Here is an 18,070-nt window from a genome sequence, read left to right as displayed (position 1 = left end):
GAAAATAGGTTGGGGGTTAAACAATTTTATAAAAATCATAAAACGATAATATATGAATAGAGAGGAGTGTATGGAGCTTTTTAAAATATAGCTTCAGAAGAGTTTATGAAAATAAGAGAGATGTTTAAAAAACCTATTGACAGAGATATTAAAGGAGTAATAAAAGTAGGACAGAAGGAAGAGGAAAATATAAAGCAGGAACTGGAAGAATATGTAGTAACAAATGAATTGCAGAAACATTTTAGGGATTTTTTTTCAGCATATGGTAAGGGAATTAGTGGAAATACAGATGATATGGGAGTTTGGATAAGCGGTTTTTTTGGAAGCGGGAAGTCACATTTGTTGAAAATACTATCTTATCTGCTTTCAAATAAAGAAATTAATGGGAAAAAAGCAATTGATTATTTTTTGGAAGATAATAAAGTAAAAGATGAAATGGTTATTGCAGATATGAAAAGAGCTTGTCAAACTTCGACAGACTCTATTTTATTTAATATTGATTCTAAAAGTGAAAGTACTGGAAATAAAGGGAAAGATGATATTCTGAAAGTATTTTTGAAAGTATTTAATGAAATGCAGGGATTCTCTCCAAAACCACATGTGGCAGATTTAGAGAGGGAACTGGTTTCAGCTGGAAAATATGAGGAGTTTAAAGAAAAATTTGAAGAAATTTCCAGAAAAAATTGGGAAGAGAGAAGAAATAATTTTAACTTTGAAACTTCCAAAGTTAAAAAAGCCTTGGCAGAAATAGGATTTATGACAGAAGAAGAAGCAAATAACTGGATTGAATCTTCTAGAAAGGACTATTCCATTTCGATAGAAGATTTTGCAAAAATGATTGATAAATATATTAAGAAAAAAGGAAATAATCATCATGTAATATTTTTTGTAGATGAAGTTGGACAGTATATAGGAGAAAATACTGATTTGATGCTGAATCTGCAAACTGTAACAGAAGATTTAGGAGTATATTGTAAAGGAAAAGCATGGGTAGTAGTAACATCTCAGCAGGCTATAGACTCTATTACAAAAGTAAAAGGAAATGATTTTTCTAAAATACAGGGTAGATTTAAAACTAGAATCAGCTTAACGTCTACAGATGTGTCAGAAGTTATAAAAAAGAGAATTTTAGAAAAAAATGAATATGCTGAAAAGGAACTTTCTTTAGTTTATTCTGAAAAGGAATCAGTAATAAGAAATCTTATTCTATTTGATGATACAGTTGAAAAGAAGATTTATTCAGATATAAAAGATTTTCAGAAAGTTTATCCTTTTATTCCTTATCAGTTTAAGATACTTTCACATGTTCTGACTTCTATTCGTGAACATAGCTCAAGCGGAAAACATTTATCTGAAGGAGAGCGTTCGATGCTTGCGATGTTTAAGGAAGGAGCAGAAAAATATAAGGAAGATGAAACAGGAGTACTTGTTTCCTTCGATAAATTTTATGATGGACTTCAAAGTTTTCTGGATCACTCACATTCGGTTATCATAACAGGAGCTATGAAAAACAGCTATATCAATTCTGAAAATAAAGAAAACTGCTTTAATGTGAATGTACTTAAAGTTCTTTTTATGATTAAGTATGTTAAGGAAATAAAGGGGACACTGGAAAATATTACTACATTAATGGTTGAAGATATAAATGAAGATAGAATAGTGTTAAAGGAAAAGGTTAAGGAAGCACTAGATGTACTTATAAAACAGACACTTGTACAAAAATCTGGAGATGTGTATATATTCCTGACAAATGAAGAGCAGGAAGTAGAGAAAATGATTGATAAAATTGATGTGGATATGAATGAAATATTGAGAAAAATTTCAGAAAAAATATTTGATAAATTCTATTCAGAGAAAAAATATCAGTCACCTAAATTTAAAGATTATACTTTCTCCTTTAATCAGAAAGTTGATGACAATGCAAGAGGGAAAGATACATATGATATAGGAATAAATATAGTTACTCCAAATTCTGATTACAGTGGAAATGAAAGTTCCCTGTTAATGAAAAGTACACAGGAAAATTCAGTATTTATTGATTTAGGAGAAAATAGTTTCTATATAAATGCAATAGAGATGGATATAAAAATAGAGAAATTCTTAAAATCAGGAGAGGCTGATGATTTACCGCAAGGAAGTATCATAAAGGAAAAAAAGAGTACAGAGCGTAAGGAACATATAGAACGTTCAGAAAGAATGCTGGAAGAGGCCCTTAGAAATGCGAAATACTATGTAGGAGGAAATAACCTCTCTCTTAATGCAAAGGACTATAAAACCAAGATAACAGAAGCATTAGGGAAATTAGTAAACAAAGTATATAACAAACTGGACTATATTACAAAGTCTATGGGAGAAAGCGATATAAGGGAAATTTTTGAAGATAGGGAAGATACGTTAATTACTGCTGAAAGAAAAAAAGATAATGTAAATGCAATACAGGAAGTTGTAAATCATATAAAACTTAAAAAGGACAAGGGACTGAAAATAAATATAAAGGAAGTAAAGGATTACTTTTCAAAAGCTCCTTTTGGTTGGAATGATAGAGACATTGAATGGATAGTTGCAAGAGCATTTAAAGATGGAGAAATAGAGCTTAAAAGAAATGGAAATAACTTAAGCCTGTTAAATGAAACTTCTGAGAATATTATAGAAAGTATTGTAAAAAAAGACAGTGGAGAAAGAGTTTATCTTGAAATAAAGGAAAAGATAGATAACAAGAGCATAAGAGCAATGAAAACTGTAGCAGATGAACTGTTTGGAAAAAGTATTGATTCAGAAGACACAGATAAAATGGTGAGGGATTTTAAAGAGCTGACAAGGGCAAAACTTACTGAAATAGAAGATTTGGAAAGAAATTATAAGAATAAAAATTATCCAGGCAAGGATGTATTGGAAAATGGAGAAAGACTTTTAAAAAGAATACTTGTATTGAAAGATACAAGAGAAATATTCGATGAGATTTTAGGTCATGAAGATGACTACTGTGATTATGTTGAAGATGTGGAACCTATAGATAAGTTTTTTGCCGGAGAACAGAAAAATATATGGGATGAGTCTGTTAAACTGTATGAAAAGTATACTGTTTCTAAAAATTATTTTTCAGATGAAGAGATTGAACAAATTGTAAGAGATATAAATAAAATATTGAATGATAAAAAGCCATACAATAAAATTAAGGATTTGAATGAATTAAATAAAAAATTTACTGAAAATTATAATCAGATTTTATCTGAAAGAAGAAATCCCATTTTAGAGAAAATAAAAGAGACAAAAGAAATAACATTGGATAGACTGTATACGGAAAATGAAGAATTAAAAGAAAAGTTTACTAAAAAAGTTGAAGAAAGCTTTTCTGAAATTTTGAGAAATGCTGAAAAGTCAGAAAATATAAGGGAAATAGAAACTTTTGACAAAGAAGCTTCAAATTTGAAAAGTAAACTTCTTGATGAATTTGAAAAACAGGAAGAGGAAATAAGAGTAAACTTAAAAACAGATGATGCAGTAGAAGAAAGTCCAGCAATTCCAATAAGAATAAAGAAACCAAAAGTAATAGGAATTGCTAAAATAAATAAAGATAGAGTATGGAAAATACAAAGCAAAGAAGATATAGAAAGTTATCTTGAAAAATTGAGAAAAAAACTGGAAAAAGAACTGGAAGAGAGTGAGATTGTGGAAGTGGAATTTTAGTTAAATAAGGTGGGGGGTTATTTTAATAAAGTGAACTTAGGCTAGCAGAGCTAGGGTTAGCAAGTAATGATATAGTATTTTTATGTACATTATTGTTTTTAATACTTATTGTAAAAGTTTTTGAATACTTTTTTCATAAGACAGGAGTGATGTGTATGGACAAAATAAAAGAAAAATATTTGGAAATAGTTATTGATTTAATAGTAGAAAAAACTATTCTGCTAACCTAAGTTCATTTTGAAAATAATAACAAGGAGGAAAAATTGTAGTTTTTTATTTTACTACAATATATAAAATATATGGACAAAGTCGCATTAAGAAATTTTGCAGTAAATGCAAAAGAAAAAATGGAAGATGATATAAAAAGAAAATTGGAATTGATGGGGATTACTGAAAAAGGGACAGGAGAAGAAACTGTAAAAGAAGACGACTATCTGAAGATTAATGGACAGGAATTTAATGAAAAGGAAGTCAAACAGAGGGAAAAAATAATTGAGGTATTAAAAGCAAGAGAGAAAGATGAAGATTTTAAGAAATGTTTTGATGAATTGGTTGAGGAAATAGCATATACCTGGTTTAACAGAATTATTGCTATTAGATTTATGGAAGTGAATGATTATATTCCTGATGGAATAAGAATTTTATCTTCTGACAGGGAAAATGACAGGGAACCTCAAATAATAAGGGAAGTATTTGATACAGACCTGGAATTTTCAAATGATGAAAAAAATTATGTATATAAGTTAAAAGAAGAGAACAAAATAGAAGAGCTTTTCAAATTTTTATTTATAAAAAAATGTAATAAACTTAATGAAATATTGCCTGAATTATTTGAAGAAACTGAAGATTATTCAGAGTTGCTTTTGCCAATTTCGATAAATGATGAAGAGGGGATTTTGAGAAAGTTAGTGGATGAAGTACCTGAAGAGAGCTTTGATGTGGAAAAAGAGGGACAGATTGAGGTTATTGGGTGGCTTTATCAGTATTATAATGAAGAAAAGAAAAAGGAAGTAGACCAAAAAACTAAAAAAGGAAAAAAAGTGGAACAGGATGATATCCCTGCAAAGACACAGTTATTTACACCAAAATGGATAGTAAAATATATGGTGGAAAATAGTTTAGGGAATTTATGGCTGGAAGGACATCCAAATGAAAATTTAGAGGAAAAATGGAAATTTCTTGTAAAAAGAGAAAAACAGGAAGAAGAAATTGAAAGTAAACTGGAAAAACTGAATGAAAATTATAAGAAAATGAAATTAGAAGAAATAAAAATAATAGATCCATGTATGGGAAGTGGACATATACTTGTCTACGCTTTTGATGTATTAATGGATATTTATTCAAATTTAGGTTATTCCAACAGAGATGCTGTTCAGTCAATACTGGAAAATAATATTTATGGTCTTGATATAGATAAAAGAGCATATCAGTTGGCATATTTTGCTTTAATGATGAAGGCAAGAGAATATTATAAAAGAATTTTTTCTAAAAAATTGGAATTAAATATCTGTTATACAAAAGAAAGTAAGGATATTAATAAAGAAATAATAGATTTTATTTCAAATGGAAATAATAAAATAAAAGAAGAACTTGATTTAATTTATAATTCATTTTTAGATGCAAGAGAATATGGGAGCTTAATAGAAGCACCAAAAATAGATTATAATGAAATAAAAAATAGATTATCAGAAATAGAAAATACAGATTTCTATAATTTATTTGATGAATTAAAAAAAGAAGAAATAAAAAATAAATTTTATTATGTAATAAAAACATCAGAAATACTATCAAAAAAATATGAAGTAGTTGCAACAAATCCACCATATATGGGGAGTTCAATAATGGACTCCAAGCTATCAAAGTATACAAAAAAGAATTATCCAGATAGTAAGATGGATATGTTTGCTGTGTTTATTGAGAAATGTAATAGTTTAACTGATAAAAATGGATTTTGTTCAATGATTACAATGCATGGGTGGATGTTTTTATCAAGTTATGAGAAACTAAGGGAAAAAATGACATTAATAGAAACACTGAATATGGTACATCTAGGAACAAGAGCTTTCGATGAAATAAGCGGTGAAGTAGTACAGACAACTATATGGATTCAAAGAAAAAATAAAATAAATAACTTCAAGGGAAGCTATATAAGATTAGTTGATTTTCCAGGAGAAAAAAATAAAAGAAATAAGTTTTTAGAAACGATAGAAAATAAAGATAAAAAATATTATTTTAGAAAAGCAAAAGAAAACTTTGAAAAAATACCAGGAATGCCAATAGGATATTGGGCTAGTGAAAATTTGTTGGAAGATTTTGAAAAAGGAATAAAAACTTCTGAACTAATAGAGCCAAAACAAGGATTAGCGACAGCAGATAATGATAGATTTTTAAGACAGTGGTATGAAGTGGAAGAAGAGAAAATAAGCTATAATACAAAATCAATAACTGAAACAGAAAATAATGAATATAAATGGTATCCATATAATAAAGGTGGAGAAAGACGACAATGGTATGGAAACTACGATTATTTAGTGAATTGGAAAAATAATGGTAATGAAATAAGGAATTTTAAGGATGGTAATGGGAAGTTAAGATCAAGACCACAAAATACAGAATATTATTTTAAAGAAGCAGTTACTTGGTCTGATATAACAAGTGGAGGATTTGCAATACGATACAGAGAAGAAGGAAGTATACATGATGTAACAGGAATGTCAGCATTTTCAGATAGTACTTTTAAACTAAAATATGTATTGGGATTATTGTCTACAAAAATTTCAGATTACATATTTAAAATTTTAAATCCAACTATTCATTTACAAATTGGTAATTTTTCTAATTTCCCAGTTATAGAAAACGAAAAAATAAAACCAAAAGTAATTTCAATAGTTGATGACTGTATCAAAATCTCAAAATATGACTGGAATACATTTGAGACGGCATGGGATTTTAAAGTAAGTCCATTGGTTAATATTGAAAGATATGTGGAAGAATTTGATAATGTAAAAATAGGAGAAAATGGGAATGTTGAAAATAAGAAAATTGATAAAACACAAATAACATTAATAGAAGAAGCATATAGTCAATATAAAGAATTTACAAATAATCAGTTTTTAAAATTGAAGGAAAATGAAGAGGAATTAAATAGAATTTTTATTGATATTTATAGACTGCAGGATGAACTGACTTCAGATGTAAGTGATAAAGATATAACAATAGCTAAAATATTTGATACAGATGATGAAATAAATGATGAAATTAAAGGGAATAACTATGTTCTGACAAAAGCAGATGTTGTAAAACAATTTATTTCCTATGCTTTTGGATGTATGTTCGGGCGTTATTCACCTGATGAGGAAGGACTTGCATTTGCAGGAGGAGAATTTGATAAAAATAAATATATCAAATTTATCCCTGATGAAGATAACTGTATTCCAATTACAGACAGTGAATATTTTAGTGATGATATTGTTACAAGATTTGTAGAATTTGTAAAAACAGTCTATGGAGAAGAAACGCTTGAAGAAAATCTTAAATTTATCGCACAGGCCTTGTCTAATAAAAATGATGTTCCAAAAGATATTATAAGAGAATATTTCTTGAAAAGTTTTTATGACGATCATCTGAAAAGATACAAAAAAAGACCAATTTACTGGCTTTATGATGCAGGGAAGAAAAATGGATTTAAGGCATTGATTTATATGCACCGTTATAATGAACAGACTACAGCAAAAGTTAGAATTGGATATTTACATGAGCTACAGAAACATTATGAAAGAAGGGCAAGTTTTCTGAAGGATGAAATTGAAAGTAATAACAACAGAAAAAAAGCTGAGCAGGAGCTGAAAAAGATAAAATTACAGCTTGATGAATGTAAACAATTTGATGAGAAGATGAATCACTTGTCTTCAGAATATATTTCGATTGATTTGGATGACGGAGTGAAGGTCAATTATGAAAAAGTGCAGACTGGCCGTGATGGGAAGAAGTATGAGATATTGGGGAAGGTAAAATAAAATTATAGGAGGATTAATAAATGACAGTAAGTGAAGCATTTGATAAATTCATGAAAGAAAAAGTTAATTTAGATTCTGAATTGGTAAAAAAAGCTAGAAAGAGTAGAGATAATTTATTGGATAATATACAAGAATTTAGTGGAAATAATTTTTTTGATTTATACAAAGATATAAATATACAATTCGGTTCTTTTGCAAGAAAAACGAAATGTAGAGAATTAGATGATATTGATTTAATGATAGGTTTAATGGGAGCAGGAGCAACTTATTATTCAAATGATAATTGGGATAATGTTAAAATAAATGCAAATATGTCTTATGAATATCAAAAAGAATGCAGTAATCTTGATGGAACTCTAAATAGTATAAAAGTTATAGAAAAATTTAAAACCAAATTAAAAGATGTTAGAGAGTATAAAAAATCAGAAATAAATAGACGTTCTGAAGCTGTAGTATTGAATTTAATATCGAAAGATTGGTCTTTTGATATAGTTCCATGTTTTATTACAGTAGAAGAAAGTAATGGAAAAAATTATTATTTAATTCCAAATGGAGGTGGAAATTGGAAAAAAACAGATCCAAGAAAAGATAAGGAAAAAGTTACGGAAGTTAATCAGAAGTTTAATGGGAAAGTTCTTGAATTAATAAGATTAGCTAAAAAATGGAATAAGGAAAATGGTCATAAAATATCCTCGTATCTTTTAGAAACTATGATTATTAATTTTTGTGAAAAACAAGGAAGATTAGAAGGTTTTGTTGATTTAGATTTTAGGAATTTGTTACAATATATTTCAAACAATATTTTTTTTATAGTTAAAGATATGAAAGAAATACAAGAAGATATAAATACTTTATCAAATGATGAAAAAGAGATAATTAAAGAGAAAACTTTAAAACATTATGAAAAAGCTACAGAAGCAATAGAATATGAACGGAATAAAGAATATGAAAAATCAATAAAAAAATGGAAAGAGATTTTTGGAGAGGATTTTCCTGATTATGAATAATAAAAGTATATATGAATTACAAAATGAAGGTGAAATATTAAAATGTTTGGTTAGACAAAGAGAGTTGTATGGTATATCAGAACAATGGGGAATGGTAAAATTTATATTTACAATCATACTTATTCCTTTATTTAGTATATTTAAAAATAATATAATTATGTTTAAACTATACGTTGTTTTGGTATTATCTATACCGCTTATTAATAGTTTTATAAATAATATGTCAAATAAATTAAAAAATAGAGCTGCAGAAATACAACAATATATTGATGTAAAATTATATAGTACTGTAACAAATGAGAATTTAAAAAAATGGGGAAAACTTTTAGGAAAAACTGAAATATCAAAAGAAATTAGTAAAATAGACAAAAAAAAAATCGAAAAAGAAAAAGTAAAAAATTGGTATAGTGATTATTCTAAAAAAGAGGCTATTTTACAAATATTTTATTCTCAAAAAGAAAATATTAGTTGGAATTTAGAGCAAATAAAAAATTATAAAATGCTTTGTAATATAGCACTTTATGGCGTATATATAATTCTGATTTTAATAGCAATATTTATAAATAATTTATTAGATGAGAATTTTTTAAAGCTGATTCTTTGGATTCCAAGTTTTTTAAATTATTTACATAGCATTGTAAATAACTTAAATGATGATATACAAAAAATTGAAATCATAAATAAAATGAGTAGAATAATAGAAGAAGAGCTAATAGAAATAAAAAATTATGATAAATTAATAGATTTACAAAATAAAATTTTTGAATTAAGAAAAAAAATATATAAAATTCCAAATTGGTTTTATAAAATAAATCATATAAAAAATCAAGAAAGAGAAGATAATGTTGCCAAAAATATAAATCAATGATTAGTACTTAAAAATTTATCTAAGAAATTATGCAACATTGGAGATAAAAAGGACAATGGCAATTAAATAAAAGAGACATAAAAAAATATTAAATTATTATTAAAGAAAAGGAAATTAAAAATGATTATAAATTTAATTATGGGATTAATTTTAATGGCTTCTGTATTTCTTACAGGTGGTCTGGGTTTAGGCATAATTTATATTATGGAATACTTTAGAAAGAAAACGAAAGAGGATACAGGAAAAGAAAATGAGATGTTGTTTCTTACTTTAGGTTTAATAATTTATATGATATATCAGTTTTGGTTTTACATAATGCTTGAATCGGAAGGAATTATTTCTTTTTACTGGTCAACATTAGGTAGCTGGATTTATTTTGAATTTTCTAAAATTGGAATGTCAGAAAATATAAAGAAAACAGGTGGAGATACGAGATTTTTTGATAAAAATAGATTTTTACTTTATTTAATATTAGTGATATTTTGTATTATTAATGTTATTGTGTATAAGTGTATTAAATAAGAGGTTATTTGGAAAAAAATTGAAATCTAATTGACACTCTAAAATAGATATGGTATCATAAAAATGAAAATAGAGTTAAAAAAGGGAGAGTGGTAATTATGGCTACAGAAAGTATATTACTTGATGCTTTGAGAATTCCTGCAAGATATGCAGATGAAGTACTGGAAGCAATGGAGAGTAAAAAGAAAGTTAAAAAACTTGATGTTGATTTTGAAATTGTAGATGACCCAGAAGAAATTTTGAGGATAGCAAAGAATTTTGGATATAAGGAAAAAGAGTGAAACTATATCGTTGCAGAAATTAAGAGAAAAATTGAAAGACGATGACTTTATAAAAGAAAAAATTTTAAAGACTTTTAAAAGTAGAAATAGAAATAGTATTGAGGATTTTCTACATAATAAAGCTATAGATTTTGAGAAAAAATCACTTTCTGCGACACATATTATTTACAATAAAGAGGGAACGGAAATATTGGAGTATTTTACATTTGCAAATAAAAGTTTAATTATTGAAAAAGAAAATTTTCTTAATCTTAGTAAGACACAACAGAAAAGATTTTCACAGAGTGGAAGAAGATTGAAAGATGGAAGTTATGTTGTGAATAGTTTTTTGCTGGCACAAATAGGGAAAAATTATAATATTTCTGATAAAAATATGATAACAGGTAATGAAATAATATCATTGGCACATGAATTATTATTAATTGTGAAAAAAATTATAAATACGAAATATTTATGGTTAGAATGTGAAGACAATAGTTCACTAATAAGATTTTATTCAAATTATGGATTTAATCTGATAAAAGAATTTAGTTCAGAAAATAAATTAAGAACAATGATACTAAGGTTAGATAATTTTTAAAAATAAAGGTTTTATAAGTCTCTTTTATCAAAAAAGATAATTGAGGCTTTTTTATTTAAAAATATAAAAATTATGGAGTGAGAAAATTGAATTTAGAACAAATTACAGATACACTTAACAGTGAATTTAAGAAAGAAGGAAGGAGACTTGTCTTCTGGTATGATGAAAAACAGGAATTTCTGTCAGAAATTGAAGAATTGCAGCTGGAAAATGCAAAACTGCTTGTATTACGTCAGGATGAGCTTTTCAAAACAAAAATGCTTCTTGAAAGACAGGAAAAGGAAACAAATTATTTAATATATGCTCCATTTAAACGAAGTGAAAATAGGGAAAATCATCTTGCTGATACAATAATGTATTCAAAGGTGTTTTTAACAGACTGGATTTCCATAATGGCTCAGAATTTTCAAATAGACGATGAACTCAAGGGAGTAATGGAAGAGCATAGAAAGTTTTTTGAAGCGAAGGACCGAAGGGAAAAGTTTGAAAAACTGGTTAATGACAGTAAACCATCAATAAGAGAAGATATGGAAATCATCCTAATGAGGGCAATTACTGGTTCAAAAGCTGAAATATTTGACGGTTTTGAAGATATTACAAGAATTTTAATTACAGATGCCAACAGAAAGGAAAACAAATATCTTGCAGAATTTAGAAAATATAATCTTGAAGAAAAATTCTGGGATATGTGCAGATTGCAGTTTGGATACATTGATGATGAACCTAATTTAACTAAACTGTTACTTGGAATATTTTTGACTTATACATTTGAAAAAATTACGAAGGAAATGCCAAAAAAATATAATAAATTAAATGTAAAAAGTACAGTTATAATATTTTTGAACAAGTTACGAAAAATTTCTGAATATAAAAATGATTTTGAAAATCTTGTTTCAGAAGTATATTCACACATAAAACAGGATAAATATTTTAAAAATATTTTACCTGAACATATTCTTGAGCTTGATATTTTTGATTTTCCTGATGAAAAGATAACAGAATGGATAGCTGAAAGAATATGTGATGAAAATTTTTCAGCAAAATTGCAGGATAAATCCATCATGGAGATAATAAAATTACGACAGGAAAATAATAATGGCAATGACAAGCTAAAAATAGAATATAAAGTATTAAAATATGCATATAACAGTATAAAAAATACAGGATTTAATTTTTCTGGGAATCTACACGAATTAATAAAAACATATGACAATGAATATTATTGGATTGATACATATTACAGAAAGTTTTATTATTACTATGATAAGCTGGTAGAAAAAAGTGAAAAATATGAAAAACTGGCAAAAATAATTGAACTGAAATATACAGATAATTTTCTGAATCCATTAAATATAAAGTTTAATGAGCTTCTAGATTATAATAATCTTCCAGAAGAAATAAAATTACAGAAAAATTTTTATAAGAATTATGTGGAAACAAATAAAAATAGAATTGTAGTAATAATTTCAGATGCTTTTAGATATGAAATAGCAAAAGAATTAGTCGGAAAAATGAACAAAGATGAAAAAATGAGTGCTGAGTTGGAAAGTCAGATAAGCATACTTCCTTCAATTACGAAGTTAGGTATGGCTTCACTGCTCCCACATGAAAAAATTGAAATAAAAACAGCTGAAAAGGATTTTACAGTACTTGTAGATGGAAAAGCATGTAACGATAGAGTAAAAAGGGAAAAGATACTGAAGGAATATGATGAAGATTCGGTAGCACTTGATTTTGATAAAGTTTTTAAAGCTACAAAAGATGAAGTAAGGGAAATGTTCAGGAATAAAAAGAAGGTATATATATATCATAATCAGATAGATGCCAGAGGTGATAAGGCAAATACTGAAGATGAAGTGTTTGATGCATGTCATGAGGCTTTGGATGGAATTATGAACCTCATAAAAAAATTGAGAGTAGAATCAATTAACAATATAATAGTTACTTCAGATCATGGGTTTATTTATAAAAGAAGAAAAATAGAGGAATTTGATAAAATAGAAAATTCTTTCGATGAAAATGACATTATAAATAAGAGGTATGTAATTACTGAAAAGGATTATGATATTATAGGAGTAAATGAAATTGGTCTTTCCGAAATTTTAAACGATGAAAAAGAAACTTTAAAAGTACTTTCTCCTAATACTTCAAATATATTTAAAGTAAGCGGTGGCGGACAGAACTACTATCACGGAGGAATTTCATTGCAGGAAATGTTAGTTCCTGTTGTAAAAGTTAGAACTGCCAAAGGAGCGGTAGATACTGAAAAGGTGAAGGTAAGTCTAATATCTGAAGTAAGAAAAATAACAAGTCTTGCAATTTCATTGGAATTTTTACAGAAGGAAGCTGTTACAGATATTATAAAACCTTCAGAATTTGCAATTTTCTTTACTGATGGCAATGATAATATAATTTCAAATATAGAAAGCTATAAGGCAGACAGTGAAGAAGGAGAGACTAAAAAAAGAATAAAGAAGTTTAAATTTACCTTGAAAAATCAGAAATATAATAAAAATGAAGACTATTATCTAATTGTAAAGGATAAAGAATCTGAAATTGAAGAAATCAGGGAAAATATGATAATAGATGTATTATTTGCAGATGATTTTGGCTTTTAGCATATAATTTTCTGAGAATTTCTATAAGGAGAAAAATAAAAGATGGAAGATCTAAATAATAGAAAAGTGACAGATGAAAAACAAAATGAAAACATAGAGGAAATAAATACAAAATTATATAAATATTTTTCTGGAAAAATTGTCAGAAAGGATTTGACAAAGAAAATAAAAGAAGGAGCAAATGTTCCAGTTTATGTATTGGAATATCTGCTAGGGATGTACTGTTCTTCTACAAATGATGAAGATATAGAAGAGGGATTGAAGACAGTTAAAAAAATACTGGCTGAAAATTATGTCAGACCAGATGAATCAGAAAAAATAAAATCAAAATTAAGAGAAAATGCATCTTATACTGTAATAGACAAAGTTACGGTAAAACTTAACTTAAGAGAGAATAGATACGAAGCGGAATTTTCAAATCTGGCATTAAAAGGGATACCAATATCTGATGCTTATCCATCAAAATATGAAAGACTGCTTGGAGGAGGTATCTGGAGTATAGTCCAGATGGAATATTTTTATGATGAAGGAGACAAGAATAGAAATCCAGTCACAATAAGAAAATTAACACCAGTACAGATGCCTGAAATTGACTTTGAAGAATTTAAGCAGATGAGGGAAAACTTTACTGATGAGGAATGGATAGACATTATTTTAAGAAGTACAGGAATGGAACCTGATAAATTCAATGAAAGGGTTAAATGGCTTCACTTGGCAAGATTAATTCCATTAGTAGAAAATAATTATAACTTTTGTGAATTAGGGCCTCGTGGAACTGGAAAATCACATGTATATAAGGAAATAAGCCCTAATAGTATACTTGTATCTGGAGGACAGACAACGGTAGCAAATTTATTCTATAATATGGGAAAAGGAACAATGGGTCTGGTAGGATTGTGGGATTGTGTTGCATTTGATGAAGTTGCTGGAATAAAATTCAAGGATCAGGATGGAGTTCAGATAATGAAGGATTATATGGCTTCAGGTTCATTTGCCAGAGGAAAGGAAGAAAAGAATGCTACTGCAGGAATGGTTTTTGTTGGAAATATAAATCAGCGTGTAGATATTCTTTTAAAAACTTCCCATTTATTTGATCCATTTCCAGATGTAATGGGACAAGATATGGCATTTTTAGACAGAATGCATTGCTACTTACCAGGATGGGAAATTCCAAAATACCGACCTGAATTTTTTACTGACAATTATGGATTTATAACAGACTACTATGCTGAAATAATGCGGGAATTACGTAAAATTTCATATTCAGATGCTCATGATAAATATTTTAGACTTGGAAATCAGTTAAATCAGAGGGATGTTATAGCTGTAAAAAGAACAGTTTCAGGAATGATAAAATTAATTTATCCTCATGGAAAATTTGAAAAGAGAGATGTTGAGAAAATTTTAAGATTTTCGCTTGAAATGAGAAGAAGAGTAAAAGAGCAGCTTAAAAAAATAGGAGGAATGGAATTTTATGATGTAAATTTCTCCTATATCAGTAATGATAACTTTAATGAAGAATATGTATCTGTTCCTGAACAGAGCAGTGGAAGCCTTATTCCGGAAGGAATTGGAAAGGCAGGACACCTATATACTGTTTCTCATGGAAAAAATGGGATGATAGGAGTGTTTAAAATTGAAACACAGATAACAAAAGGAACAGGAAAATTTGAAAAAACAGGATTGGGAAATAATAGGGATGCTAAAGAATCGGCTGAAACAGCATTTAAATATTTAAAAGCTAATGGAAGATCCATAAGCGGAAGTATAAGCACAGTGAATAATGACTATGTGGTTAACTATCAAGACATGAAAGGTATAGGAATGACTTCAGATTTAACATTAGCTACTTTAGTTGCCATCTGTTCAGCTGCATTGAATAAACCTGTTGTTTCAAGTGCAGTAATTTTAGGAAATTTAAGTATAGGTGGAACGATAATAAAAGTATCTGAACTTGCAAATATATTACAGGTATGTCTGGATTCAGGAGCAAAAAAGATACTGCTACCAATAACTTCAGCATCAGATTTGGCATCTGTACCATCAGATTTAATCGTAGCTTTCAACCTGATATTCTATTCCACGGCAGAAGATGCTGTATTTAAAGCTTTAGGAGTAGAATAATCAGTTTTTAAAGAATTAACAATAGATGTTGTTTAATAACCTAAGTTTTTTATTTCCGCAAGAGGTCAAGATCCTTTTCTTCAAAATATTTGTTTTATTAAGTTCTAATTACACATAGTTATCGAACATACCTAATAAGTTTCCAAATACTTATTTACACTGTTTTAAATTTTTAGGTTGAAAAAAAGCAAGAATTATACTATAATAAATAATTATGCGACTAGGCTTGCTAGCCTAATTTTATTTGACAAAAGAGAGAAAGAAGGAATCGAAATGATAGAAATGATTTTGCCTGATGGTAGTAAAAGACAGTTGGAAAATCCTATGACTGTTGTAGAATTTGCAAAAAGTATTGGGAGCAGTCTTGGAAAGGCAACCGTTGGGGCGATAATTGACGGTGTGCAAGTTGATCCATCTCATATTATTGATAAATCTGGAACAATTGAAATAATTACTAATACAAGTGAAAAAGGGATAGAAATTATAAGACATAGTGCGGCACATATTATGGCTCAGGCTGTGCAAAGACTTTTCCCAAATACAAAGGTTACGATAGGGCCTGTTATTGAAAATGGATTTTTTTATGATTTTGACCCTGAAAAACCGTTTACTGAGGAAGATTTAGCAAAAATTGAAGAGGAAATGACAAAAATTGTAAAAGAAAACTATGAATTTAAAAGAAGTGAAATGACTGCCGAAGAAGCAAAAAAATTCTTTGCTGAAAAAGGTGAAACTTACAAAGTTGAAATAATTGAAGATTTGGGTGCAGATAAAGTTAGCATCTATCAGCAAGGTGAATTTATAGACTTATGCCGTGGAACACACATTCCATCTACTGGCTACCTAAAAGCATTTAAGTTAATGTCAACTGCTGGAGCTTACTGGCGTGGAGATTCAAACAATAAAATGCTTCAAAGAATTTACGGAGTGGCTTTTGCGACAAAAAAAGAGCTGGATGACTATTTGACAATGATGGAAGAGGCTGAAAAGAGAGACCACAGAAAATTAGGAAAACAGCTTGACTTGTTCTTTGTGGACGAACATGGACCAGGATTCCCGTTCTTTATGCCAAAAGGTGTGGAATTATTTAATAAATTGCAGGAAATCTGGAGAATTGAGCATAAAAAAAGAGGTTATCAGGAAATAAAAACTCCTATTATGTTAGATAAGGAACTGTGGGAAATTTCTGGACACTGGTTCAATTACCGTGAAAATATGTATACATCGACAATTGATGAAAAAGAATACGCAATAAAGCCTATGAACTGTCCGGGTTCAATAATTGCCTACAAGAATAATTTACATTCATACAAGGATTTGCCATTGAAATATGGAGAAATGGGACTTGTTCACAGACACGAATTTAGTGGAGCTTTACATGGACTCATGAGAGTTAGAGCATTTACACAGGATGATGCCCATGTTTTCTGTACGAAAGAACAAATTGAGGAACAAATTATCGAAATTATTGATTTATATGATAAATTCTATACTGTATTCGGATTTGAATACCACATTGAATTGTCAACAAAACCTGATAAAGCAATAGGTTCAGACGAAATATGGGAAATGGCTGAAGCAAACTTGAAATCAGCTTTGGAACATAAAGGAATTAATTACAAGCTAAATCCTGGAGATGGAGCATTCTACGGACCAAAAATCGACTTTAAGATGAAAGACTCAATCGGAAGAATCTGGCAATGTGGAACAATCCAGTTAGACTTTAACCTTCCAGCAAGATTTGAAATGAGCTATATCGGTGCAGACGGGGAAAAACACGAGCCAGTAATGATTCACAGGGCAATGTATGGAAGTATGGAAAGATTTATCGGAATCTTAATCGAGCATTACGCAGGGGCATTCCCAACTTGGCTGGCACCAGTACAAGCGAGAATCTTGACAATCTCTGACGAGCAGGCACCTTTCGCAAAAGAATTGTTTACAAAACTTCAAGACGCAGGAATCAGAGTGGAACTTGACACAAGAGTGGAAAAAATCGGATACAAAATTAGGGAAGCAAACGGAGATCAGAAAATACCAGTTCAATTAATAATCGGTAAAAATGAAGTTGCAAACAACGAAGTAAATGTAAGAAGATTTGGTTCACAAGACAGTAAAAATATATCAGTTAACGAAATTATCGAAACATTGAAACAGGAATCAGTTGTTCCGTTTTCAAAATAAAAATATATAAATGTTAAATTTAGATTTATGTTTTTAAACAAACAAAAAAACGAAAATAAGCGATTTAACTGATAAATAAAAGTCTTTTTTAAAATTTTATTGTTATAATACTATGATAGCTTGGATATAAAATTTTAATCTGAAATATTACAAAAATTGATAACAAATTATTCAAGTTGCTTG

At 28.5% G+C, this 18,070-nt stretch carries 10 protein-coding genes; all 10 read left to right on the top strand.

The window, feature by feature from the left end:
- Positions 1 to 105: 105 nt before the first annotated feature.
- Complete coding sequence (brxC, locus tag HW275_RS06835) at positions 106 to 3,687, top strand: BREX system P-loop protein BrxC (protein WP_178935823.1); 3,582 nt, start codon at positions 106 to 108, stop codon at positions 3,685 to 3,687.
- Positions 3,688 to 3,986: 299 nt separating this feature from the next.
- Positions 3,987 to 7,703 (top strand): BREX-1 system adenine-specific DNA-methyltransferase PglX, encoded by a 3,717-nt coding sequence (gene pglX, locus HW275_RS06830; protein ID WP_178935822.1) that lies wholly within the window; start codon positions 3,987 to 3,989, stop codon positions 7,701 to 7,703.
- A gap of 20 nt (positions 7,704 to 7,723) precedes the next feature.
- Positions 7,724 to 8,710 (top strand): nucleotidyltransferase, encoded by a 987-nt coding sequence (locus HW275_RS06825; protein ID WP_178935821.1) that lies wholly within the window; start codon positions 7,724 to 7,726, stop codon positions 8,708 to 8,710.
- Positions 8,703 to 9,578 carry an S-4TM family putative pore-forming effector gene (locus tag HW275_RS06820; protein WP_178935820.1) on the top strand — a complete coding sequence of 292 codons (876 nt, stop codon included), beginning with the start codon at positions 8,703 to 8,705 and terminating at the stop codon, positions 9,576 to 9,578. The genes HW275_RS06825 and HW275_RS06820 overlap by 8 nt, the downstream gene beginning before the upstream one ends.
- A 120-nt stretch (positions 9,579 to 9,698) precedes the next feature.
- Positions 9,699 to 10,100, top strand: coding sequence for a hypothetical protein (locus HW275_RS06815; RefSeq protein WP_178935819.1), 402 nt, complete (start codon positions 9,699 to 9,701; stop codon positions 10,098 to 10,100).
- A 98-nt stretch (positions 10,101 to 10,198) separates the two neighbouring features.
- On the top strand, positions 10,199 to 10,381 hold the full coding sequence (locus HW275_RS06810; protein WP_006805581.1) for a hypothetical protein: 183 nt from the start codon (positions 10,199 to 10,201) through the stop codon (positions 10,379 to 10,381).
- Complete coding sequence (locus HW275_RS06805; protein ID WP_178935818.1) at positions 10,359 to 10,961, top strand: GNAT family N-acetyltransferase; 603 nt, start codon at positions 10,359 to 10,361, stop codon at positions 10,959 to 10,961. Before HW275_RS06810 ends, HW275_RS06805 begins: the two co-directional genes overlap by 23 nt.
- Positions 10,962 to 11,047: 86 nt before the next feature.
- Entirely contained in the window at positions 11,048 to 13,579 is a 2,532-nt protein-coding gene (pglZ, locus tag HW275_RS06800) for a BREX-1 system phosphatase PglZ type A (RefSeq protein ID WP_178935817.1), read from the top strand.
- A gap of 42 nt (positions 13,580 to 13,621) precedes the next feature.
- Positions 13,622 to 15,703 (top strand): protease Lon-related BREX system protein BrxL, encoded by a 2,082-nt coding sequence (gene brxL, locus HW275_RS06795; protein WP_178935816.1) that lies wholly within the window; start codon positions 13,622 to 13,624, stop codon positions 15,701 to 15,703.
- Between the two features lie 273 nt (positions 15,704 to 15,976).
- Positions 15,977 to 17,887 carry a threonine--tRNA ligase gene (gene thrS, locus HW275_RS06790; protein WP_178935815.1) on the top strand — a complete coding sequence of 637 codons (1,911 nt, stop codon included), beginning with the start codon at positions 15,977 to 15,979 and terminating at the stop codon, positions 17,885 to 17,887.
- The last annotated feature ends 183 nt before the right edge of the window (positions 17,888 to 18,070 follow it).

Source organism: Leptotrichia sp. oral taxon 223, from assembly GCF_013394795.1.
Classification (GTDB): Bacteria; Fusobacteriota; Fusobacteriia; order Fusobacteriales; family Leptotrichiaceae; genus Leptotrichia.
This window is presented reverse-complemented; position numbering and strand designations above follow the sequence as displayed.